Genomic DNA, 21,162 nt, shown 5'->3' with positions numbered 1-21,162 from the left:
AATCTATCTCCGCTCAGAACGGACCGAGGCCGAGGAAAGGCCGGGATTTCGGGGTAAGCTTGACCGAGGCCTGGTAGGGGCCGGGCACGTGATCATAGACCAGCTCGTGCTCGCTGCCGGTCGGGCTGTAGTAGTAGAGGCCGATGACCAGCTCCTTCAGCCGCTTGTAACCGGCATCGGTCGGTACGGTCCCCGTCTGCAGGAACCCCGCCTTGTTGGCATCGAGCGGGGCTGTCGGCTTGAGCGCGGCGGCATCGTGGGCGCGCAGCACCGTTTCGCGCTCCTTTGCGGAAAGCGCGGCAAAGCTGCGCCCCTTGGCAGCTTTGGCCGAGGCATCGATCCGGTCAAGCGCCGCGAGGATCTCGGCCCGGGTGGCCGATGCGGCCCAGTTCTTCAGCATCGCGTCAAGCCGCGCGGGGACTTGCGCCGCAAGCGCGCCCGGCGTGTCGGTGACGGGCAGCATCGTGTCGGCCACGCTTGAAAGCAGCGCAAAGCGAGGGGCGGGGAGGAAGGGCGTAGTCTTGCCGGCCGGTGCCGCAAGTGCCTCGATTGGAAGTGCTGCCGCGCCGAGCAGGGCAGCGAAGCCGGCCAAGATGCCACGGCGATCGGCTTCGGGAAGATCAATCATCGGCAGTCTCCGTGTTCTGGCTTGCGTCTTGGCGCAGGGCAAAAATGGCAGGTGTGGACATCATGCCTGGCCCCAGCATGCGCGGATAAAGTGGTGCCCCTCGGTGTAGACCTCTTCCGGGCTGCTGAAGAAATCGCGCCATACGCGGGTTGCAGCGGCGAGCTCGGGCAGGCCCTTGCCGAAGGCCTCGATGGTCAGCCAGCCATCGTACCCCGTCTGCTTGAGTGCGGCGATGGCCTCGGCAATCCTGGCATGCCCGCGCCCCGGAGTGCCGCGATCGTTCTCGCTGATGTGGACATGGGCCACGTGGCCGCGCGCCAGTGCCTTGCGCAGCGCCGCCACCGGGTCCTTCTCCTCGATATGGGCATGGAACGTATCGTAAAGGATGCCGAACCCGGGTGCATCGAGACGGTCCAGATAGGCGCTCGCCTGTTCGCAGGTGTTGAGCAGGTAGCACTCGAAGCGGTTGAGGGGTTCCAGCGCCAAAGGCAGGTTTGCCGCGCGGGCGCGTTCGGCAACAGCCCGGTGCACCTCGGCGCAACGCTCAAGCTCGGCCTCGGTCGGCCCGGCCCCGCTGAACAGCCCGAGCGGCTGGAACAACGGTCCGGCCAGAACCTGCGCGCCGAGCGCCGCTGCGCAATCGATCACGCGCTCGAGATGCTGGACCGCACGGGCGCGGACTGCGGGATCGGGTGAAATCGGATTGTGCGCTTCGTCCGGAAGAATGGCCGTTGCCGTGCGTTCGAGCCCGATGCCGTCAAGGATGCCGGCCAGCCCGGCAAAGTGCGCGCTGCTCGAAACGTCGAACAGCGGGACTTCCACGCCGTCGAACCCGGTGTCCTTCAGCGCTGCGAGCAGCGGCGCATCAGCGGGCGTGACATGCCCCGTCCACAGCATCAGGTTGATGCCGACCTTCACGGATCAGGCCTTTCCGCTTTTCCGTTCGACGAGGCGCACGGCGAGGAAGATGAAGAAGAGCACCACCGGAATGATGGCAATGGTCTGGAAGCTCTTCTCTGCAGCGTAGGCAAGAACCTGCTGCAAGGCATCGCTGCCGGGCTGCAATGCGGCGAAGGCTTCTTCGCCCCCGGCCTTCTCCAGCTTGGCCCTGTCATAGATCGCGCCGAGTTCGGGGAGCACGAAGTAGATCGCCAGCGCGCCGGCAAAACCGACCAGGCCAATGCCCCATGGGCCAGAGCGCGGGTATCGCCGCGAAACTGCCGCCAGCATGGTCGGCCACATGAAGCACACGCCGAACGCCCAGACCGTTGCCGCCAGTACCGCGGTAACGGGTGAGTTCGCCACCGACAGCAGGTACAGGCCCACGGCCGCGGGCACCGTGCACATCAGCAGAAGGCCCATGTCGGAAAAACGATGTTCCAGCGCGCCGGCGAAATGGCGCATGACGAACATGATCGCAGAGACATAGACCAGCACGAGGATGCCCGGCATGCCGACGGTATTGGTCAGCGTCACATCGACCCATGCGCCCGGCGCCAGTTCGCTCGACGCGGTCAGGAACATGATGGCGAAGAATACCCAGAAGCTCGGCCGCTTGAACGGCTCGGTCATCATCTCGCCGAAGGAGACGCCTGCCACGGCGCTTTCGGTCTGCGGGAACTGGTGGCGGGCTGCCCAGATTGCCAGAGCCACGCCGGGAATGAGGCACAGGCCCACCAGCGCCTGCCACGGCAGGTCGAGCGACTTGAAGAACAGGACCGAAAGCAGACCGCCGAGGATCAGGCCTGCCGGCCACCAGGCGTGCAGCTCGTTGAGCTTGCCTGTCTTCTCGTCGGGAAAGAGCGTGGCCACCACGGGATTGATCGAGGCCTCGGTCGCTCCCCAGCCGCAGCCCCACAGCACCATGGCCAGGTTGAGCACGAGCATGATTGAGGCGGGTGGAGCGTTCCCCGCCAGCAGCACAAGGAGCGGGCCGAGGATGAAGCAGGCCGAGACGAACAGGATCACCTTCTTTGCGCCCAACTTGTCGAGCAGCGGCGAGATGACCAGCAAGCTGATGGCAAAGCCGAGGAAAGAGTTGCCGAGCACGACGCCGATAAGCTCGCCCGAATGCTGCGAGTCGATCGGATCGAGCAGGGCTGTCTTCATTGCCCCGGCGGCGCCTGCGCGCACGGCGTTCGCCAGTGCCGCACAGAACAGGGCAAGGACGCAGATCCAGAAGATCGATTTCCTGTTCTGGGATGTGGTTGCCATGAAAGAATTCCCCGCCCGTTCCTGTGGTTGCTCTATTTCGGTTGCTTGCCTTGCGCGGGCCCGGCGGCGCTGGCGGCATCGCTGCCGCAGCCGCTGCCGGCGCGCTTCATCGCCCACTGTACCGCACCCGTAAGGAACTGGCGGTACTGGGGATCGTCGTAAGTCTGTGCAGTGTGGCCTGCCGCAGCGTAGAACACGCGCCCTTGGCCAATGCATCGCCACCACGCCACCGGATGGTCCTTGCCCATGGCGAGTTCGGTGCCCATGAACGAACCCGGCTTGTAGCTGCCCTCGTCGATCGTGGCGAGAACGGTCAGCCCGGGGATCCCGCGCGGCGACTTGTCGAAGGAATACCATTCGTCGACATGATCGAACCTGTCAGGCAATGACGCGGTCGAAGGGTGCGCATGGGTTTCGACGTTGACGGCAGCGCTCTGGAACTGCGGGTCCATCGGATGGCCGATGAAGTTCGTGCCGATCACCGAGGTGACATACCAGTCCCACGCCTTGTGCGAATTGTCGCCCGCGCCGTGGATCCCGACATAGCCACCGCCATTTTCGAGATAGGCCTTGAACGCAGCGCGCTGTTCGGGCGTGAAGACGTCGCCGGTGACGTTGGAGAACACCACGGCATCGAAGCGGGACAGGATCTCGGGGCTGAAGGCCGCCCCGTTCTCCGTCTGGTAGAGGCCCCAGCCATTCTGCTTGGCCAGCGCGTCGAACATTTTCGCAGCAGCGGGAATCGCCTCTTCATGGCGAAAGGCATTGGTCTTCGAGAAGACCAGCACGGCGGGGCGCGGAATGTTGGCGGGAATTTGCGGCGGGACCGTCTCATAGACTTTGACACCGCCCAGGAACACGCGCTGGATCAGGTCCCAGTTGCGCCACGCCAGGATCGCCATGACTACCGCGGCCGCAAGCAACAGCAGGCCGAGCACCTTCAGCACTTTGCGCAATATCGCTCTCCCCGCGCCGTCGATCCTTTTGGACCCCAATTAGATAGCGCTGTCAATGTGGTTGGTAACCCGCATGCCCGGCCAGCGCAAGGGCATGGCAGTTCACGAGGATGGTGAGTAAAAACTTAGTTCCTTTACGCACCATGATGGGTATATGTCTACGCATTCCTGGCAAGTCGGAGAGGCATGCTTCACCTTTGCGCATCCTGTGATGCGTATGGCGTGGGCTCTGGCCCCTGATGAGCACTCGATTGACGTGAAGAAGGGACGATCATGACCAACCGACTTGCCGGCCGCCGCATCATCGTTTTCGGCAGTGCGACGGGCATTGGCGCAGCCACCGTTCGCCGCCTTGCCGAGGAGGGCGCGCAGGTATGCGCAGCAGATATCAACATCGCCGGTGCGACGAAGGTTGCCGAGGACGCCGGTGGTGCCACATTCGCCGTCCATGTCGACATCGCTGACGAAGCCTCCGTCCAGCAGGCGACGGCGGCCGCGGTGGATCGGTTCGGCGGGCTTGATGGAGCGCATATCAACGCGGCCGACCTGCGCGTGATCATGGAAGATTCCGATGCCTTGGCGATCGACCTCGCCACCTTCGATCGCACTATCGCGGTAAACCTGCGGGGCCACCTGCTGTGTACCCGCGCAGTCCTGCCACACCTCGTTGCCAGTGGGGAGGGCGCGATTGTCTATACCAGTTCGGGCGCTGCCCACGGCGCCGAGCCAACACGTCCCTGCTATGCCATGGCCAAGGCCGGACTGAACGCATTGATGCGCCATGTCGCGGCACGCTGGGGAAAGGAAGGGGTCACGGCCAATGTCCTCGCGCCCGGTTTCACCGTCACGGGCGAGATGAAGGCGCAGATGGACGCGAATGCCGAGGAGGCCAGGAAGTGGGCGGACTACTACATGGCCCGCACCCCCCACACGCGCCTCGGTACATCCGAAGACCATGCCGGCGTCGTCGCCATGCTGCTGTCGCAGGACGGGCGCTGGATCAATGGCGGGATCTTCGATGTCAACGGCGGCTCGCTGATGCGCGCCTGAATGCCGGCGTAGCCCTTTCGGCAGCGCTCAATCGCGCAGGTGGCGCTCGATCGCTTCGTCGGTGAAGCCCACCCCGCGGCAGCAGAACCATACGGCGTCGCGGATGAGGTCCTCGGTGTTGCCGTGGTAGGGCGAGCGTTCGACGTTCGAAGCCAGCACGTTGAGCACGGTGCCGACGTGTTCGGTGAACAGCGAGGTGTTGGCGACCGAGATTTCCCGGCCCACCACCTCGCCAGCGTCGCGCGCCTGGCGCAAGGCGGCGGTGAGGCGATGATTCATCAACCGGTGCGCGCGGCGATAGACCAGCGTGGCAAACCGCGCGTCGCCGATCAGGCTGGCAAGCAGCAGGCGGAAGCCTTCCTTGAAGCGCACCTGGGACGGCCCGATGACGAGGCTGAAATAGGCATGGAGATTGCGGACCAGCGCCCGCCCGTTGAGTTCCTGGAGCCCGAGGATCTCGTAGCTGGCATCCTGTTCGCGGATCACTTCGCGCAGCACGGCGCGGTAGAGCGCCTCTTTCGAGGGGAAGTGCCGGTACATCAGCGCTTCGGATACGCCCGACCGCTTGGCAATCTCCTGCGTGCGCGCCGCTTCATAGCCACTCTGCGCGAAAATTGCGCGGGCGTTGGCGAGAATGAGCGCCTTGCGGTCTTTCGCGGGGAGGCGGGTACGTTTGGTCACGCATCCCGACTAGGGCGAAACCCCGGTCCCGCGCAAGAGAGTTGCAGGGAACCGGGTTGGCGGTCTCAATCGATCAGGCGATAGCAGCCCGGTTCCGGGCGGCGGGTGGCGTTGAAGAAATCCACCAGGCGCCAGGGCCACGACAGGAAGACCCGGCCTTTCGAGTTGTTGTAGTAGGAATTGGCGCGCGGGTGGGTCCAGATCATCTGCGGCATGCGCTCGTCCACCTTGCGGTTCCAGGCATCGAATGCGTCCTGCTCCACCTCGAAGGCGCGGGCGCCGGCTTCGGTGATGCGATCGAGCGCCTCGATGATCCAGTTGACCTGCGCTTCGGAGATAAGGTTCTGGCCGGCGGCGTGATTGGGCGCGCTGTTGGGGCCGACGGTGTGGAAGTAGTTGGGATAGCCCGGGACGCACATGCCAAGGTAGCTGCGCGGGTCTTCCGCACCCCATTCCTCGCCCAGTTCACGCCCGCCTTCGCCCCTGATCACAAGGTTGCCGACCATCTGCGCGACGTTGAAACCGGTGGCGCAGATGATCACGTCGCACTCGAACACCGAGCCGTCCTTCGCCTCGATGCCATTCGGCAGGATGCGGGCGATGCCCTGCGTTTCGAGGTGGACGTTGGGGCGGGCGAGCGCATCGAACCAGCCATTGTCGAGGACAATGCGCTTGGAGAAGATCGGGAAATCGGGGGTGAGCTTCTCGATCAGGTCGGGCCGGTCGGCAAAGCGCTGCTGCATGTAGCCGAGCGCGTACTGGCGCGTCATCTCGTTGCCTTCGGAGACGGCCAGCATGTTGCCTTCCCACGCCGGGTCCTTGAGCACGTTCGAGAACAGTCCGTCGGCCGCGGCCCAGTAGACGCGGAAGCGGAACCATTCCTTGAAGGTTGGGATGTTGGCCAGCGCCCACTTCATCCCCTCGCTCACCTCGTGGGCGATTTCCGGATTGTAGAGCACCCAGTGCTTGGTGCGCTGATAGACGGTGAGTTCGGCCACCTCGGGCGCGATCGCGCCGCAGAGCTGGGCCGAGCTGGCGCCGGTGCCGATGACGGCGACGCGCTTGCCCTTCAGGTCGAGATCGGCGGGGTAGGCTGCAGTGTGGACGACGGGGCCCTTGAAGCCGGACAGGCCCGGGATGTCCGGCATCTTCGGGCGGTTGACCGGACCGTGGCCGTTGATCACCGCGTTGACGACAAGGTCTTCGGTCTGACCATCGGCTCGGCGGACAGTGACGGTCCAGGTGCAGGACTTCTCGTCCCAGACCAGCTTTTCGACCGTGGTGTCGAAGCGGATGTCGCGGCGCAGGTCGTACTTGTCGGCAACGCCCGTCATGTAGCGCTGCATGTCGGCGCCATGGGGGTGGTAGTGCTGCCAATCGGGCCAGATTTCCCAGCTGAAGCTGTAGAAGTGGCTGGGCGTATCGACGCCGACGCCGGGGTAGCGGTTTTCGTACCAGGTGCCGCCGACTTCGGGGTTCTTCTCGATCACGACGAATTCATAGCCCGCCTCGCGCAGCTTGGTGGCGGCGGCCATGCCGGTCATGCCCGCGCCGATGACGAGCACCTTGAAGCCGGCCTCGGGGGCAGGACGATCGGGCAGCTTGCTGCGGTCTATCCAGGGACGGAAGCCGCACTGGTCGTTCACCAGGTCGACGAACTCGGTGTCCACCGGTTCGCCCACGGTCACCGACATTATGCGCTGGACGAGCGCGTCCGAGGGTTCGCTGCTGGCGAGGCCTTCGCCGGTGGTGAGCAGGTGCCGCAGCTTGAGACGCAGCGCGTCGGCCAGCTCGTCGGGAATTTCCGTCGGAGGATAGGAGAACGCGGGCCGGATATGGGGCGCGAACTGTTCGAGCAGATCGGTATCGTGCGAGAGATGGACATAGGCCGCAAGCAGGGTCGGCACGTTCGCTTCATCGAGCGCGCGGGCAAGGTCCGGGCCATTGGCCAGTGGTGTAAAGTTGGTGCGCTCAGCCAGAATCGCGTTCATCTCGCCTCTCCGTTTTAATAAGTGGGCACTTACATCATAAATCAGGATTGGCAAAGAGGTCTGTGCAAGCAGTTGACTGCCAGCTTGATTTAATCGAACCTACGAGGACGATTATAACCTGTGAGGCAGCCTGACGTGGCGATTTCCACCAAGAAGACGATCTTTCTGACCGGTGCGACCGGCAACATGGGCAGCGCGACCCTTGCCGAACTGGCGGGCAGGGCAGACCGCTTCCGGGTCCGCGCATTGGTGCGGCCGGAGGAGCAGGACCACCCGGTGGTGAAGCGGTTCGCAAAGCATCCGGCGGTGGAGTGGCTCAGTGGCGATCTGACCAGCGCGCAGGACATGCGCCGCGGTATCGACGGCGTGGATCAGGTGCTGCACATCGGCGGCATGGTCTCGCCCCTTGCCGACCAGTTCCCCGAACTGACCATGAAGGTGAATGTCGGCGGGGCGCGAAACATCGTCGAGGCGATCAAGGCGGCAGGGCAGGCAGAGACTACGGCCCTCGTCTATATCGGCACGGTGGCGCAGACGGGGCACCGCAATGCGCCGGTCCACTGGGGCCGCACGGGCGATCCGATCAAGATCAGCCGGTTCGACCAGTACGCAGTGAGCAAGACCCAGGCTGAAGCCATCGTCGCGCAAAGCGGGCTGAAGCGCTGGGTCTCGCTGCGCCAGACCGGCATTGCGCATCCGGGCATCTGGAAGATCTTCGACCCGATCATTTTCCACAACCCATTCAACGGCGTGTTCGAATGGGTAACGGTGGGCGATTCGGCCCGGCTTGCGGCGAATGCCTGCGAGGATGCCGTGCCGGACACGTTCTGGAAGCGCTTCTACAACATCGGCGGCGGGGATAAGCTGCGGGTCACCAATCACGAGTTCGCCCGCATCACCGCACGCGCGCTGGGGCAGGAGGATGCCTTCGCCAGCTTTCGCCCGCACTGGTCGGCGACGCGCAACTTCCATGGCCAGTGGTATGCGGATTCGGATCGGCTCGAGGAGATGGTGCCGTTCCGCTCCGAGACGCTGGAGGACTGGGCACAGGCGATGGTCGCCAGCATGCCGGTGCCGGTGCGGCTTGTCGCCCGGTGGTTTCCGGGCGCGGGGCGCAGCCGGATGGAGAAGCTGGCCAAGGGCCCGGGGGGCACTCTCAACTGGATCGCGAATGACGACCGCGAGCACATCGATGCCTATTTCGGATCGCGCGAGGCGTGGGAGCGGCTGCCGCGCACCTGGGCCGACTTCGAGTTCCGCCAGCCCTCGCGCGAGGTCTCGCTGCTCGACCACGGTTATGACACCGAGAAGCACGAGCAGGACTGGACCGGCGACGATCTCAAGTCTGCCGTCGCGTTCCGGGGCGGCAAGCATGTTGGTGCGATGGGCGGTGCCGACGAGCCGACGCAAATCCGCTGCGCCATGGGCCATGACTTCACGATGACGCCCCGGCTCTACCTCAAGGGCGGCCACTGGTGTCCGACCTGCATGGTCGATCAGGACACTTACGATGCGAACAGGGCCGCCAATCCGTTCTTCGCGCAAGTCTGGCCCGACATGGATTGAGCCCCGGGGAGTCAGGCGGGCGACTGTAGCGGGTGCGCGGTAGAGCGCTTTCGCCCTTTGGTTATTGCGTTGCAAAAATGGCGCATTCTTACGCAAATCCCCCGCCGCAGGCCAATTACGACCGAATAAGATCGCTATTGAGCGAATCTGATTTGACGCACCCGGCATCGTTTGTTAGTTAAGACTAACTTCGGCGTGATCGAATGCAAGGACCGAGGGGGAGTGATTCTGATTTTGGGCGCATGGGCCGATCCAGCACGATGGACGCTTGTGGCGCGCTATCGCTCCCCTGAAGTCACCGCACGATCCCGCCGGAATCGGACCGAGCGATCGGCACAAATCCAGGCGCGAACGCAGGCGGGGTCACCTCGCTCTTTCGGCCAACGAGGGGAGGAAACATGAAGTCCGACAACACCAGGTTCGCGCTGCTGCTCGGCGCCAGTGCAATCGCGATGCCGCTGCCAGGTGCAGCCATGGCGGCCGAGCCGGCCGACGCCGCGCCGCAGGCGGCAGAGGAAGCGCCGAGCAACGAGATCATCGTTACCGCCACCCGCCAGTCGCAGAAGCTGCAGGACGTGGCGATGACGGTGAACGTGGCCACCGGCGAACAGCTCGAGAAGTTCAAGATCTTCGACGTCAAGGACGTGCAGCAACTCGCTCCTGGCCTGGAACTGACCAACGTCAGCGGCCGCAACAACACCACGACGCTGCGCGGCATTTCGTTCGACCCCGATCAGGGCACCTCGCCCGCCGTGCAGGTCTACCTCAACGAGATCCCGACCGACGCACAGACGGTCTACACCGCGATCTATGACGTGCAGCAGATCGAAGTGCTTCGCGGGCCCCAGGGGCTGCTGCGCGGCCTTTCGGCGCCGGCTGGCGCGATCACCATCGCCACCCGTCGCCCCAGCTTCGAAAAGCCCGAGGGCTACGCGCAGATCACCGGCACGACCCGTGCGGGCTACAACGCGCAGATGGGGGCCTCGCTGCCGTTCTCCGACACGTTCGCGATCCGCGTTGCCGCGCTGGTCGACGGCAACCGCCTCAACAACGTCTACAACGTGACCCGCAAGGAACGCTCGAAGAGCACCACCGAAAGCGCGCGCATCACGCTGGGCTGGAAGCCGACCGACAACTTCACCGGCTACCTGACCTATCAGTACCTCGAAGCCGACAACCGCCAGTTCCAGCAGGTCATCGGCGCGGGCAATACGCCCTACAGCCAGTATTTCACGATTCCGGTTCCGGGTGTGGGCGATCTTCCGGTGCTGCTCGCCGGTGTGTTCGTGCCCGATACGACTGCGCGGTCGGGCCCGGCGCTGACCACGGACGATTATGCCTCGGTGCAGGATGGTGCCTTCCGCAACATCAACAAGTCGCACATCGTCAACCTCAACCTCGACTACGATCTCGGGCCCGCGACAATCGCCTTCGTGGGGGCGCACCAGTTCAGCAGGCTCGACATCCAGCGCGATCTTGATGTGACCAATGCGCTGCCGGGCTATGTGCAGTATTCCAATGTGGTGTCGCCCTACAAGGTCGACACGGCCGAATTGCGCCTGACCTCAAACAACAGCGAAGGTCTCGGCTGGGGTCTTGGCGCGTTCTACACGAAGCAGACCGGCACGACCGTGGTCAACCAGGATGCATCGCAGTTCTGGTATGCGGTAAGCCCGAATGCGCAAGTCAACCTGCCATTCGCCGCGATCGGTTTGCCGATCCCAGGCTTCACGCCGTTCACGCTGCCCAACACACTGGGCATCGCAACGCGCGTCAACGTGCCGGTCAACAACCAGACCTGGTCGTTCAACGCCAACCTGCGCTACCGCTCCGGCCCGCTGTCGATCGAGGGTGGCGTGCGCTATTCGATCATCAAGAGCGTTCAGACCACACAACTGAAGCTGAGCGGCGCCGTCAATAGCGGCCCGACCGAGATCATCCCGCCGGCCCTGCAGCGCAATACCAACAAGCCGGTGACGGGCGGCGTGAATATCTCCTACGAGATCACGCCGAACCTCAACGTGTTTGCCGCCTATGGCCATTCGTTCCGCGCCGGCAGCACGGGTGTTGCCGTGCCGGCCGGCATTTCCAACGACCTGATCCGCACCAACCCGGAAAAGAGCGATTCGTTCGAGGGCGGGATCAAGGGCACGATGTTCGATCGCCGCGTCAGCTATTCGCTTTCGGGCTATTTCCAGAAGATCGACAACTTCCTGTCGCGGTTCACCGACATCTATTACAACGCTCCCGCGAACCAGCCGGCCACCGGGTTCTTTGACTTCAACTACAATGCCGATGCCACGATCAAGGGCGTCGAAGCCTCGTTCGACGGGCGCGTTTCGGACAACTGGGACCTGGGCGTGTCGGCCGCATACACAAAGGCGCGGTTCGACAATGCCCGCGTGCCGTGCACCGACTTTGCCGGCACCGGCGTCCCCAACCGCAACGGCACGCCAAAGGTTACCGGCACGGGCAATGTCAGCTATTGCGTGGCCAATGGTCGCCTCGCCGAAGTTCCGGACTTCAGCCTGACTGCCAACACCGAACTGCGCCTGCCGATGGGCTCGGTGACGCCGTTCGTGCGCGCCCTGTTCACCTATCGTCCGGGCTTTGATTCAGAGCGGGCGCAGTACACCTATCAGTCGCGCGAACTGCTCAACATGTTCCTGGGCGTGCGCACCGACGACGGCAAATGGGAGTTCGACGTGTTCGCCCGCAACCTGCTCGACCAGCGGCGCATCACCAACCGTGGCCTCGGCAACGGGACGGTGGATTCCCTGATTGCAGGCACCTTCAATTCGGGCTTCCGGCAGGTCAGCCTGACCAACCCGCGCGAATTCGGCGCCACGCTGAAGTTCAACTGGTAATTGCCTGTCGCGCTTGGCGAAATCTGCAGGGGCCGCTCGCAAGGCGGCCCCTGTGTCGTAGACGGGTGTGCGGCGTAGATGCGCTGCACTTTGGTGCAAATAGACAATTTCACCAGTGTTTTTGCGGCAAAGTTTTGTCTAGATGCTTTGCAAGGCGCAAAATGCGTATCATAAGATTCACATGGCTACGCACTAGGTTTCGAGGGGTAATAAATGTCGATCTCAGCAGCCACGCTCGATCTCGTCGCGGCTCATGCCGAAGAAGGGCGCAAGGCGCGGCGCATTTCCGACAAGGTCGTGGAAGCACTGCGGCAAGAGGGCTTCTTCCGCCACTTTACCCCCGCCAGCCACGGCGGACGCGAAGGGACGCCGCAGGACTTCTTCCTCGACCAGATCGCCATCGCCGAACGCGACATGAGCACCGCATGGGCGCTGGGGATCGTCGCGGTTCACAACTACCAGATCGCGATGATGGCCCCTGAGACACAGGCCGAGGTTTTCGCCGATGGCCCGGACGCCATGATCTCCAGCTCGTACAATCCGGTGGGCGCGAAAGTGCAGCGGACCGAAGGCGGCTTCCTGCTGTCGGGCCGTTGGGGCTGGTCGAGCGGGAGCCTGCACTGCAACTGGGTGCTGCTGGGCGGGATGGTGGCCGAAGAGGGCCATCGCACCTTCCTCGTGCCCGCCGGCGATTACCGCATCGACGATACCTGGCACACCATGGGCCTGCAGGGCACCGGCTCCAACGATATCGTGATCGACACACCGGTGTTCGTGCCCGAGCGCCGCAGCCACAAGCAGATGGACGGGTTCAATTCGGTCCACCATCAGGGCAGCGGCGTCTATGACCTGCCATGGGCGCAAGTGTTCATCCGTGTGGTCAACACCGCCGCGATCGGCGCAGTGCGCCATGCCATCGCGCTGTTCAGGGATCGCGTCGGCCTCAGCTCCACCGACATGACCAAGTCCGCAGCCGACCCTGATGTGCTGGAACGCATCGCCCGCGCCTCCAACCTTGCCGAGGAATGCCTGACGGTGATGGTCAGCAACTTCGAGGCGATGGAAAGGGCGGGCTGGAAGCCGACCATCGAGGACCGCGTCCGCTATCGTTATCAGGCCAGCCTCGTGGCGGATCGCTGCATCGAGGCGATGGACCTGCTGATGGACGTGGCCGGTGGCCGCTCGGTCTATCTCGGCAGCGATTTCCAGGATCTGTGGCATGACGTGCGCATGTCGCGCGCGCATGTTGCCAACAATCCGGTCGGCTTTGCGCGCAACTATGCCAGCGTGCTGATGGGCGCCGAGAACCGCGACTTCTTCCTGTAAGTCGCGGTTCTTGTCGGCGCAGCTGATCTATGTTGCGCCGATGCCGAGGTGGCGTTCGAAGAAGCGTGCCATCAGGTCGATTGCCTCGCGCGATTCCGGCAGAGCCACGCTGAACCAGAAGCCGTGCGGCATCGCTTCGAACACGTGAAGATCGGCATCGCGCCCGGCCTTGCGCAAGGCGCGGTGGAACATTGCCGCCGAACTCAGCACCGCATCGCGCGTACCGGTGACCAGCAGCGTCGGCGGGAAGTCCGAAAGGTCGCCCTTGATCGGGGCGAGCAGCGGATCGTTGCGGTCCGCCGCTCCAACAAAGACACCGCGTTCGCACAGCGGATCGTCCAGCTTTGCGCCGACGTGGCCGTAGAAGCCCGACAGCGTCAGGTAATTGAAGGTATCGCCCAGCTGCGTCACGTCACCGCCGGCGGTGAACACGCCGCAGGCAGCCGGTAGTGGAAGCCCCTCCTTCTTGAAACGCATGATCGCCATGGCCGTCAGAAAGCCGCCAGCCGAGGTGCCGAACAGGATCACGTCCCTTGCCGCATGCGTCTTCAGGGCATCGCGATAGACCGCCACGATGTCGTCAACAGCAGCGGGGAAGGGGTACTCGGGCGCGAGGCGATAATCGACGGCGATGACTTCGCACCCGGTTTCGGCAGCCATCGGGATGGCTTCCACCAGCGAGCCCGAACCCATGACGAAGCCGCCACCGTGCAGGTTGATCAGAATCTTGCCAGCATGGCGCACGCCGTCCCTGGGCGCAATGCGATGGCAGCGCACGCCGTCGATCGCGGTCTCCTCGACCGTGCAGGGATAGGCTTCCAACGCCTGCTGGTTCAGCCATTCGAACATTGGCGCCAGCGGTTCGCGCATCTGCCACATCGGCACCGGGTGCGCGTCCTCGGGCATCTGCTGGTTGGGATCGAAGCGCAGATAGGCCTTGGCCTCGTCGCTGATCGTATCGGGCACGTCGAGCTTGATCCGGCCCAGATCCACGACCCCGTTTTCAACATCATAGCTGCGCATCAGGCTTGTTCCTTCCGGCCTTTCGGCTTGTCATTGCGTAACATATGCGCGAAGAGGCTACGATAATCAATGATAGTGAGTGCTGATTCACTTTCCTTGCGGAATGTCTGAGAGGCCGGCTCGCAAGGCCAGTCACGACATCGCGCAGCGCGAACGGGAGAACGATACGATGACCGCAATTTCCGGCTTCACGAAGCTGATCTGCCGCGATGAAGAGGCGATGGCCTCCTACTACGTGGCGGTCTACGGCTACGGCATTGTCCAGAGGGTGGCTGGCTCAAGCGATGGCGAGCCGTTCCGCGAAGTGATCCTCGCTCCGGGGGGTGACTGGACCAAGGGCTCGCTGGTCATGTTCAACTTTACCGAGCGCGCTGCGCCCCGCGACCAGCAGGTCATCCTCGGCTTCGTGGTCGAGGATCTCGACGCACTTGTCGAAAAGATCACGGCGAACGGCGGCAAGCTGGTCGGCCCCATTCGCGAGGAGGCTGATCACGGCGTGCGCGTGGTATTCTCGACCGATCCCGAAGGCGCGCTGTGCGAAAACGTGCAGATGCTGGCCCATTGATCCGCAGCGGAGAGTAAGTTCATGGCCTTGGACAAGGACGTATTTGCAGGCGGCGTGGCCGTCGTAACCGGTGCCGGTTCCGGCATTGGCGCAGGACTCGCCCGTCGCGCCGGCGCGCTCGGCATGACCGTGGTGGTGACCGACATCAACGAGGCCGCCGCCGCTGAAACTGTTGCCGCGATCAAGGCGGCTGGCGGGAGGGCTGAAGCAGAAAAGGTCGACGTGTCGATTCCCGAAGAGCTCGATCGCATGGCCGAACTGGTGTTCGCCCGGCATGGCGAAGTGCGCCTGCTGATCAACAACGCGGGTATCGAGACCGTCGGCTACACCTGGGAAGTGCCCACGGCGCGCTGGGAAGCTGCGCTGAACATCAACCTCCATGGGGTGATCCACGGTGTGCGGGCCTTCGTCCCCCGCATCATCGCCAGCGGCAAGGAAGCTTGGATCGGCAACCTTTCCTCCGTTGGCGCCTTCGGACAGATGCCCGCGCAGACCGCCTATATCGTCACCAAGCACGCGGTGCAGGCGTTCAGCGAATGCCTCTATCTCGAGATGGAATTGAAGAAGCTGCCGATCCACGTATCGGCGATCATCCCCGGCATGATGCGCACCAACATCTTCAATGCGGAAGGCGGCGAGGGGGAACCGGCCAACGCCAGCGGCCACCGCCGCGCGATGTTCGAGATGATGCGCGACTACGGCATGGACCTCGACGAGGGCTGCCGCCTGTTCCTCGAGCAGATGGCAGAAAACAGGTTCTGGGTGCACAGCCAGCCCGAGATGAGCGAGCAGGCCCTTGGCGGGCGCATCCGTTTCATGCAGGAGCAGACCCCGCCGGTCATGCCGGACATCGCCCGCCAGATCGCGGCGGATTGAGAGGCACGGCAGCGGCGCGCCTTTCCGCGCGCTGCTCTTCCGGCAGACTTCAGCTTGTGCGCGGGGTTTCCACCGCGGCGTTGCGGCAGGCCCATTCGAGCAGAGCCGAATAATCCTTCTTCGCGAATTCCGGCATGGCGCGGGCTCCGCCATAGACGGCGTGAGCGGCCGCGCCGACCGGCAGGCCCATGCGGTATTCCGCCGCAGCCGTCATCGCCAGGGTCATGTCCTTGAAGGCAAGGTCGATGGTGAAGCCGGGGGTGGTATCGCCCTTCAGCACCTTGTTGACCATCAGCGTGTGCAACTGGCCGTTCTGCGCCGTTGTGCTGCCGGTGACCTTCAGGATCGTCGCGATATCTAGGCCAAGACGCGTGCCGAGCGCGACGGCTTCGGCGCTGACTTCGGCGATGGTCAGCAGCAGGAAGTTGTTCACCAGCTTCATCCGGCTGCCCATGCCCTGCCCGCCGCAGCGCATGATGTCCTTGCCCATGGCATTGAGCAGCGGCTCGACGCGGGCGAAGTCCTCGTCGCTCGCGCCCACCATGAACAGCGATTCCCCGCGCTCGGCATGGAGCACGAGGCGGCCGATCGGGCTGTCGACAAAGGCCACGCCCTTTTCGGCACAGGCCCTGGCGACGCGGTCGGTGCCGTTGGCATCGATGGTCGACATGTCGAGCAGCAGCGTGCCGGGCTTCATCTGAGCCAGTGCGCCATCGGGGCCGAGCACCACGGCCTCCACATGGGGCGTCGCAGGCAGGCAGGTGATCACCACCTCGACATCCCTCGCGGCTTCGACCACCGAGCCCGCCTTGCGCCCGCCCAATGCCACGATCTCGTCAGCGCGGGTCGGGTCGATGTCATAGGCGATGACGTCAAAGCCCTTGCGCACCAAATGTCTGGCCAGTGGCAGGCCCATCGCGCCAAGGCCGATGTATGCAACAGTCGTCATATCTCTCTCCGACAGCGCTCAGACGGCGCCGTGATTGATGTAGCTGGTCTTGCTCTCGGTGAAGAATTCCGCGGCCGTGGAGCCGGTCTCGCGCGCGCCGTAGCCAGAGGGCGAACGCCCGCCGAGCGGGACGTGGTATTCGAGGCCCGCCGTCGGCGCGTTGACCATGACCATGCCGGCCTTCGATGCCTTGCGGAAGCGTTCCGCGCTCTTGAGGCTGGTCGTGGCGATGCCGGATGACAGCTTGTATTCGCAGGCATTGGCAGCGTGGATCGCCTCGTCGAGGTCCTCGACCTTGATCACCGAAGCAATCGGCCCGAAGGATTCGTGCTGGTTGCAGCGCCATTCGGCCCTGGTGCCGGTCAGCAGCGTCGGGGCCATGTAGAGGCCCCGCGTGCGCGCTTCCACGGCACCGCCACCTGCGGCAAGCTCCGCGCCTTCGGCCTGCGCATCGATCACGAACTGCAGGTTCTCGTTGAACTGCTGAACGTTGGCGACCGGGCCGATCTGGGTCTCGGGATCGAGCGCGTGGCCGACGCGGTAGCTGCCCGCCACCTTGGCCATGCGCTCGACAAAGGCATCGTGGATGCCTCGCGTCACGATCAGGCGCTCGGTCCCGGTGCAGCGCTGCCCGGTCTGGATCCAGGCGCCGTTGCTGGCGATCTCGACCGCGAGATCAAGGTCGGCATCGTCGAGCACGACCAGCGCGTTCTTGCCGCCGAGTTCGAGCTGACACTTGGTCATCGTCTCGGCGGCGCGGGTCAGCACGGCGCGGCCCGTGGCGGTGCCGCCGGTGAAGGTCAGGCCGTCGGCCTCGTCGATCATCACGTTGCCGGTAGCGCGGCCATCACCCATGACGAGGTTGAACACGCCCGCCGGAACGCCCGCGTCTTCGATGATCTGCGCCAGCATCACCGCGCAGCCGGGTACGAAGCTGCTGGGCTTGAGCACCACCGCATTGCCATAGGCGAGCGCGCCTGCGATCTTCCATGAAGGGAGGGCGATCGGGAAGTTCCACGGGGTGATCGCGGCGATGACGCCCAGCGGTTCGCGCGTGACCAGCACGTTGAAGCCATCGCGCATCGAATTGTACCATTCGCCCTGCGCGCGGATCACATCGCCGGCCGCGGCCTGGAAGCACTGTGCGGCGCGCAGGGCCTCGCCTATGCCTTCGGGCAGGGTCTTGCCTTCCTCGCGGCTGAGCAGCTTGCCGATCTCCGGCGCGCGCGCCTTCAGCAGTTCGGCAATGCGGTAGAGGATATCGGCCCGCGCCTGCATGTTGAACGCGGCCCATGCTGGCTGCGCCCGGCGCGCCGCCGCCATGGCCTCGCGCACTTCGGCCTCCCCAACCTTAGTATAGCTGCCCACGGTCTCATCAAGGTCGGACGGATTCTGCGTGGTGAACGGCGTTGCGCCGTCCACCCAGCGACCGTCGATGTAGTTTGCACCCTGCATCACAATGTCTCCGCAATCACGCCAGCCGCCAGCAGGCGTTCGATCTCGTCCTTGTCGAGCCCCAGTCTTTCGCTGAGCACGGCGACGGTATCTTCGCCCGAGCGTGGCGGGGCGTGGCGATATGTTGCGGGCGAGGCCGAAAGCTGGGCCGGGAAGCCAAGCACCTTGACCGGCGTCCCGTCGGATCGCGCCATTTCGTGCACCAGGCCGCGCGCTTCGATCTGCGGGTGGTCGAGCACTTCGGGAATCTCGTTCACCTTGCCGCCGGGCAGCCCCGCCGCTTCCATCGCCGCGATCAGTTCAGCCGATTTCCACCGGGCGATGGCCGGGCGCAATTGCGCGAGCAGGGCATCGCGGTTGACGCTACGGCCTGCGCTGATTGCAAAGCGCTCGTCGTCGGCGAGGTCAGGCAGGCCGATCAGCGCGGTGAAGGCGCGGAACTGCCGATCATTGCCGAGTGCGACGAGCACGCTGCCGTCCGAACAGGCAAAGTCCTGATATGGCACGGTATTGGGGTGCTGGTTGCCCATTCGGCGCGGCACCATGCCGCCGTTCATCCAGTTCGACGCCTGATTGGCGAGCAGCGCCACTTGCGTATCGAGCAGGGCAAGGTCGATCCGCTGGCCCTCGCCGGTGGCAATGCCGCCAGCACCGAAATTGCGGCGTAGAGCCCGGTCGTCAGGTCACTGATCGGGATGCCGACCTTCATCGGCCCGCCGCCCGGCTCGCCATCGGGCAGGCCGGTCACGCTCATCAGGCCGCTCATGCCCTGGACGAGGAAGTCGTATCCCCCGTTGTTGCGCAAGGGGCCGGTCTGGCCGAAGCCGGTGATCGAAAGGTAGATCAGGTCCGGCTTGACCTCGCGCAGGGACTCATAATCGAGCCCGTACTTGGCAAGGCCGCCGACGCGGAAGTTCTCGATCACCACGTCGGCCTGCGCGGCAAACCGGCGGATCAGTTCGGCGCCTGCAGGCTCGGCCATGTCGATCGCGACCGAGCGCTTGTTGCGGTTGGCGCAGAGGTAATAGGCGGCGTCGCGGCTACCGTCGTCAAGGAACGGTGGCCCCCACTTGCGCGTGTCGTCGCCCTGTCCCGGCTGTTCGACCTTGATCACGTCGGCGCCAAGGTCGCCCAGAACCTGTGAACACCACGGCCCCGCCAGCACGCGCGAAAGATCGAGGACGGTAATCCCGGCAAGCGGGCCGGCAACCTGCGGTTCGCTCACTCGCCCTTCAACTCCGGCTTGCGCTTTTCGAGGAAGGCACTGACCGCCTCGTGGTGGTCATGGGTGTGATGGGCCAGCGCCTGGTAAGCGGCCGAAAGCTCGAGCAGCGGGGCCAGCTTCATGTCCTGCCCTTCGCGCAGCAGGCGCTTGGCCATGCGGGTGGCATGGCCGGGGTTGGCGGCGATCGAGTGGGCGACTTCGAGGGCACGCGGCAGGAGCCGGTCAGGCGCCACGACTTCGCTGACCAGGCCGTATTCCAGTGCCTTGGCGGCGTCGATGGTGTCGCCGGTCAGCGTCATCAGGCTGGCTCGGGCCATGCCGATCACGCGCGGCAGCAGCCACGCCCCGCCATCTCCCGGCACGATGCCGAGTTTTACGAAGCTTTCCGCGAACAGAGCCTTGTCCGAAGCGATGCGGATATCGGTCATGCAGGCGAGGTCGAGGCCCGCCCCGATCGCCGGGCCGTTGACAGCGGCAACGACCGGCACTTCCAGATCGTAAAGCGCCGTCGGGATCAACTGGATGCCGGTGCGATACTGGTTGCGGATCGAGAAGGGCGATCCGCCGAACATGCCGGTTTTCTCGGCCATGTGCTTGACGTTGCCGCCTGCGCAGAAGGCCTTGCCCGCCCCGGTCAGCACTATCGCACGCACCGAAGGATCGCGGGTCACGTCTGCACAGAACTGGGCGATCTCCTCGCTGTGCGCGGTTTCCGAAATGGCGTTGCGGGTGTCCGGGCGATTGAGCGTGGCGATGACCACCGGGCCATCGCGTTCGACCAGCAGGAAGGGGGTTTCGGACATCGCGCGCTCTCCATGGGCTTTTGATTGGCTGAAACAGCTAGGCTACCCCGTCCTTTCGGGCTAATATTGAATTTTCCGACTTCGATAGTGAGTATATATCGTGGACTTGCGCCAGCTGCGCTATTTCAACGCCCTTGCCGAAACGCTGAACTTCCATCGCGCGGCAGAGCGCCTGCACATCTCGCAGCCACCGCTGACGGTCGCCATTCGCAAGCTTGAGGAAGACCTCGGCGTCGCCCTGTTCGAGCGCGATCCGCGTGGCGTGCGCTTGACGACGGCAGGCCTTGCCGCGGTTGCCCCGGCGCGCGAGGCTCTGGCGGCGGCCGAGAAAGTGCGGGAGGCCGTGCGCCAGGGCGCGGCGGGCCTGCGTGGCCGTCTGTCGATCGGCTTTATCGGCTCGGCCATCGGAGAATTGCTGCCGCGCATCGTCTCCCCCTTTCGCCACGCCTACCCGGAGGTCGAGCTCGCGCTGGAGGAGATGAACAGCGTCGAGATCGTCCGGGCCATTGCTGCGCGCCGCCTGGACGTGGGGCTGGTGCGCCTGCCGGTGATGGACTCCGCGCCCGTGGCTATCGACGTGATCGAGACCGATGAACTGGTTGCGGTGCTGCCTGCCAGCGACGTGCTGGCGGGGCGCAAGACGCTTGATCTTGGCGCCTTGGCTGATCGCAGCTTCATCATCTACAGCCCGGTCAGCGTGCTCCATGCCACGATCCGGCTCGCCTGCCATCGTGCCGGGTTCACCCCGCGCGTCGCGCAGGAGGCGGTGCAGGTGCAGACCATCCTCAGCCTTGTCGAAGCCGGGCTTGGCGTGGCGCTGATCCCCGGCCGCAGCGCGCGCTTTGCCGGGGAGGGGGTGCGCATCGTCACCCTGTCAGACCCGGTGCCGATCGCGATGGGCATTGCGCGGGCCGACGAGCCATCTGTGCTGGCACGGAATTTCGTGCGCACTGCCCTGGCCTGTGAGAACGCCTGATATGCAATCAC

Annotated in this window: 17 protein-coding genes and 1 pseudogene; 7 read left to right on the top strand and 11 right to left on the bottom strand. The window is 64.5% G+C overall.

Going from position 1 to position 21,162, the window contains the following annotated elements:
• Positions 1-13: 13 nt before the first annotated feature.
• From AX703_RS06555 to AX703_RS06540, 4 genes are read right to left on the bottom strand one after another with little or no spacing between them, the layout of a single operon-like run.
• Positions 14-628, bottom strand: coding sequence for a gluconate 2-dehydrogenase subunit 3 family protein (locus AX703_RS06555; protein WP_062343345.1), 615 nt, complete (start codon positions 626-628; stop codon positions 14-16).
• Positions 629-688: 60 nt separating this feature from the next.
• On the bottom strand, positions 689-1,546 hold the full coding sequence (locus AX703_RS06550; RefSeq protein ID WP_062343344.1) for a sugar phosphate isomerase/epimerase: 858 nt from the start codon (positions 1,544-1,546) through the stop codon (positions 689-691).
• Between the two features lie 3 nt (positions 1,547-1,549).
• The gene (locus tag AX703_RS06545; RefSeq protein ID WP_062343343.1) at positions 1,550-2,842 is read right to left on the bottom strand and encodes a sugar MFS transporter; all 1,293 of its coding nucleotides are present in this window, start codon (positions 2,840-2,842) and stop codon (positions 1,550-1,552) included.
• Positions 2,843-2,874: 32 nt separating this feature from the next.
• On the bottom strand, positions 2,875-3,789 hold the full coding sequence (locus AX703_RS06540; RefSeq protein ID WP_062343342.1) for a ThuA domain-containing protein: 915 nt from the start codon (positions 3,787-3,789) through the stop codon (positions 2,875-2,877).
• A gap of 282 nt (positions 3,790-4,071) precedes the next feature.
• On the opposite strand from AX703_RS06540, the gene AX703_RS06535 reads away from it, so the two are divergent.
• The gene (locus AX703_RS06535; protein ID WP_062343341.1) at positions 4,072-4,848 is read left to right on the top strand and encodes an SDR family NAD(P)-dependent oxidoreductase; all 777 of its coding nucleotides are present in this window, start codon (positions 4,072-4,074) and stop codon (positions 4,846-4,848) included.
• 27 nt (positions 4,849-4,875) lie between these two features.
• On the opposite strand, the gene AX703_RS06530 is transcribed toward AX703_RS06535, so the two are convergent.
• On the bottom strand, positions 4,876-5,529 hold the full coding sequence (locus AX703_RS06530; protein ID WP_039334487.1) for a TetR/AcrR family transcriptional regulator: 654 nt from the start codon (positions 5,527-5,529) through the stop codon (positions 4,876-4,878).
• A 65-nt stretch (positions 5,530-5,594) separates the two neighbouring features.
• Entirely contained in the window at positions 5,595-7,520 is a 1,926-nt protein-coding gene (locus AX703_RS06525) for an NAD(P)/FAD-dependent oxidoreductase (RefSeq protein ID WP_062343340.1), read from the bottom strand.
• Positions 7,521-7,640: 120 nt separating this feature from the next.
• On the opposite strand from AX703_RS06525, the gene AX703_RS06520 reads away from it, so the two are divergent.
• From AX703_RS06520 to AX703_RS06510, 3 genes are all read left to right on the top strand, one after another.
• The gene (locus AX703_RS06520) at positions 7,641-9,086 is read left to right on the top strand and encodes an NAD(P)-dependent oxidoreductase (RefSeq protein ID WP_231735405.1); all 1,446 of its coding nucleotides are present in this window, start codon (positions 7,641-7,643) and stop codon (positions 9,084-9,086) included.
• A gap of 398 nt (positions 9,087-9,484) precedes the next feature.
• Positions 9,485-11,953 (top strand): TonB-dependent receptor, encoded by a 2,469-nt coding sequence (locus tag AX703_RS06515; protein WP_062343339.1) that lies wholly within the window; start codon positions 9,485-9,487, stop codon positions 11,951-11,953.
• A 213-nt stretch (positions 11,954-12,166) separates the two neighbouring features.
• Positions 12,167-13,279: a flavin-dependent monooxygenase gene (locus tag AX703_RS06510; RefSeq protein WP_062343338.1), complete on the top strand. Its 1,113-nt coding sequence runs from the start codon at positions 12,167-12,169 to the stop codon at positions 13,277-13,279.
• Positions 13,280-13,306: 27 nt separating this feature from the next.
• On the opposite strand, the gene AX703_RS06505 is transcribed toward AX703_RS06510, so the two are convergent.
• On the bottom strand, positions 13,307-14,302 hold the full coding sequence (locus tag AX703_RS06505) for an alpha/beta hydrolase (RefSeq protein WP_062343337.1): 996 nt from the start codon (positions 14,300-14,302) through the stop codon (positions 13,307-13,309).
• 103 nt (positions 14,303-14,405) lie between these two features.
• Between AX703_RS06505 and AX703_RS06500 the strand changes: the two genes are divergently transcribed.
• Both AX703_RS06500 and AX703_RS06495 read left to right on the top strand, forming a co-directional pair.
• The gene (locus tag AX703_RS06500) at positions 14,406-14,867 is read left to right on the top strand and encodes a VOC family protein (protein ID WP_052242373.1); all 462 of its coding nucleotides are present in this window, start codon (positions 14,406-14,408) and stop codon (positions 14,865-14,867) included.
• A 21-nt stretch (positions 14,868-14,888) separates the two neighbouring features.
• Entirely contained in the window at positions 14,889-15,743 is an 855-nt protein-coding gene (locus tag AX703_RS06495; protein WP_062343336.1) for an SDR family NAD(P)-dependent oxidoreductase, read from the top strand.
• A gap of 49 nt (positions 15,744-15,792) precedes the next feature.
• Here the strand turns inward: AX703_RS06495 and AX703_RS06490 are convergent, their stop codons facing one another.
• From AX703_RS06490 to AX703_RS06475, 4 genes and pseudogenes are all read right to left on the bottom strand, one after another.
• Positions 15,793-16,692, bottom strand: coding sequence for an NAD(P)-dependent oxidoreductase (locus AX703_RS06490; RefSeq protein ID WP_062343335.1), 900 nt, complete (start codon positions 16,690-16,692; stop codon positions 15,793-15,795).
• Between the two features lie 18 nt (positions 16,693-16,710).
• Complete coding sequence (locus tag AX703_RS06485) at positions 16,711-18,147, bottom strand: aldehyde dehydrogenase family protein (RefSeq protein WP_062343334.1); 1,437 nt, start codon at positions 18,145-18,147, stop codon at positions 16,711-16,713.
• Positions 18,147-19,372 (bottom strand): annotated as a pseudogene (locus tag AX703_RS06480) (CaiB/BaiF CoA transferase family protein). The gene AX703_RS06485 and the pseudogene AX703_RS06480 overlap by 1 nt, the downstream one beginning before the upstream one ends.
• Entirely contained in the window at positions 19,369-20,175 is an 807-nt protein-coding gene (locus AX703_RS06475) for a crotonase/enoyl-CoA hydratase family protein (protein WP_062343333.1), read from the bottom strand. Before AX703_RS06475 ends, AX703_RS06480 begins: the two are co-directional and overlap by 4 nt.
• Before the next feature lie 100 nt (positions 20,176-20,275).
• Here AX703_RS06475 and AX703_RS06470 point away from each other — a divergent pair, with 100 nt between their 5' ends.
• Positions 20,276-21,151 carry a LysR family transcriptional regulator gene (locus AX703_RS06470; protein ID WP_062343332.1) on the top strand — a complete coding sequence of 292 codons (876 nt, stop codon included), beginning with the start codon at positions 20,276-20,278 and terminating at the stop codon, positions 21,149-21,151.
• The last annotated feature ends 11 nt before the right edge of the window (positions 21,152-21,162 follow it).

Origin of the sequence: Novosphingobium sp. CCH12-A3, assembly GCF_001556015.1 — a bacterium.
Classification (GTDB): domain Bacteria; phylum Pseudomonadota; class Alphaproteobacteria; order Sphingomonadales; family Sphingomonadaceae; genus Novosphingobium; species Novosphingobium subterraneum.
The sequence above is the reverse complement of the archived record's forward strand: the minus strand, read 5'-3'. Positions and strand labels throughout refer to the sequence as shown.

Excerpts from the sequence above, each read along its gene's own strand:
- AX703_RS06555 (WP_062343345.1), bottom strand. The coding sequence starts at position 628 with ATGATTGATCTTCCCGAAGCCGATCGCCGTGGCATCTTGGCCGGCTTC.
- AX703_RS06545 (WP_062343343.1), bottom strand. The coding sequence starts at position 2,842 with ATGGCAACCACATCCCAGAACAGGAAATCGATCTTCTGGATCTGCGTC.
- AX703_RS06535 (WP_062343341.1), top strand. The coding sequence starts at position 4,072 with ATGACCAACCGACTTGCCGGCCGCCGCATCATCGTTTTCGGCAGTGCG.
- AX703_RS06525 (WP_062343340.1), bottom strand. The coding sequence starts at position 7,520 with ATGAACGCGATTCTGGCTGAGCGCACCAACTTTACACCACTGGCCAAT.
- AX703_RS06515 (WP_062343339.1), top strand. The coding sequence starts at position 9,485 with ATGAAGTCCGACAACACCAGGTTCGCGCTGCTGCTCGGCGCCAGTGCA.
- AX703_RS06510 (WP_062343338.1), top strand. The coding sequence starts at position 12,167 with ATGTCGATCTCAGCAGCCACGCTCGATCTCGTCGCGGCTCATGCCGAA.
- AX703_RS06505 (WP_062343337.1), bottom strand. The coding sequence starts at position 14,302 with ATGCGCAGCTATGATGTTGAAAACGGGGTCGTGGATCTGGGCCGGATC.
- AX703_RS06500 (WP_052242373.1), top strand. The coding sequence starts at position 14,406 with ATGTCTGAGAGGCCGGCTCGCAAGGCCAGTCACGACATCGCGCAGCGC.
- AX703_RS06495 (WP_062343336.1), top strand. The coding sequence starts at position 14,889 with ATGGCCTTGGACAAGGACGTATTTGCAGGCGGCGTGGCCGTCGTAACC.
- AX703_RS06490 (WP_062343335.1), bottom strand. The coding sequence starts at position 16,692 with ATGACGACTGTTGCATACATCGGCCTTGGCGCGATGGGCCTGCCACTG.
- AX703_RS06485 (WP_062343334.1), bottom strand. The coding sequence starts at position 18,147 with ATGCAGGGTGCAAACTACATCGACGGTCGCTGGGTGGACGGCGCAACG.
- AX703_RS06475 (WP_062343333.1), bottom strand. The coding sequence starts at position 20,175 with ATGTCCGAAACCCCCTTCCTGCTGGTCGAACGCGATGGCCCGGTGGTC.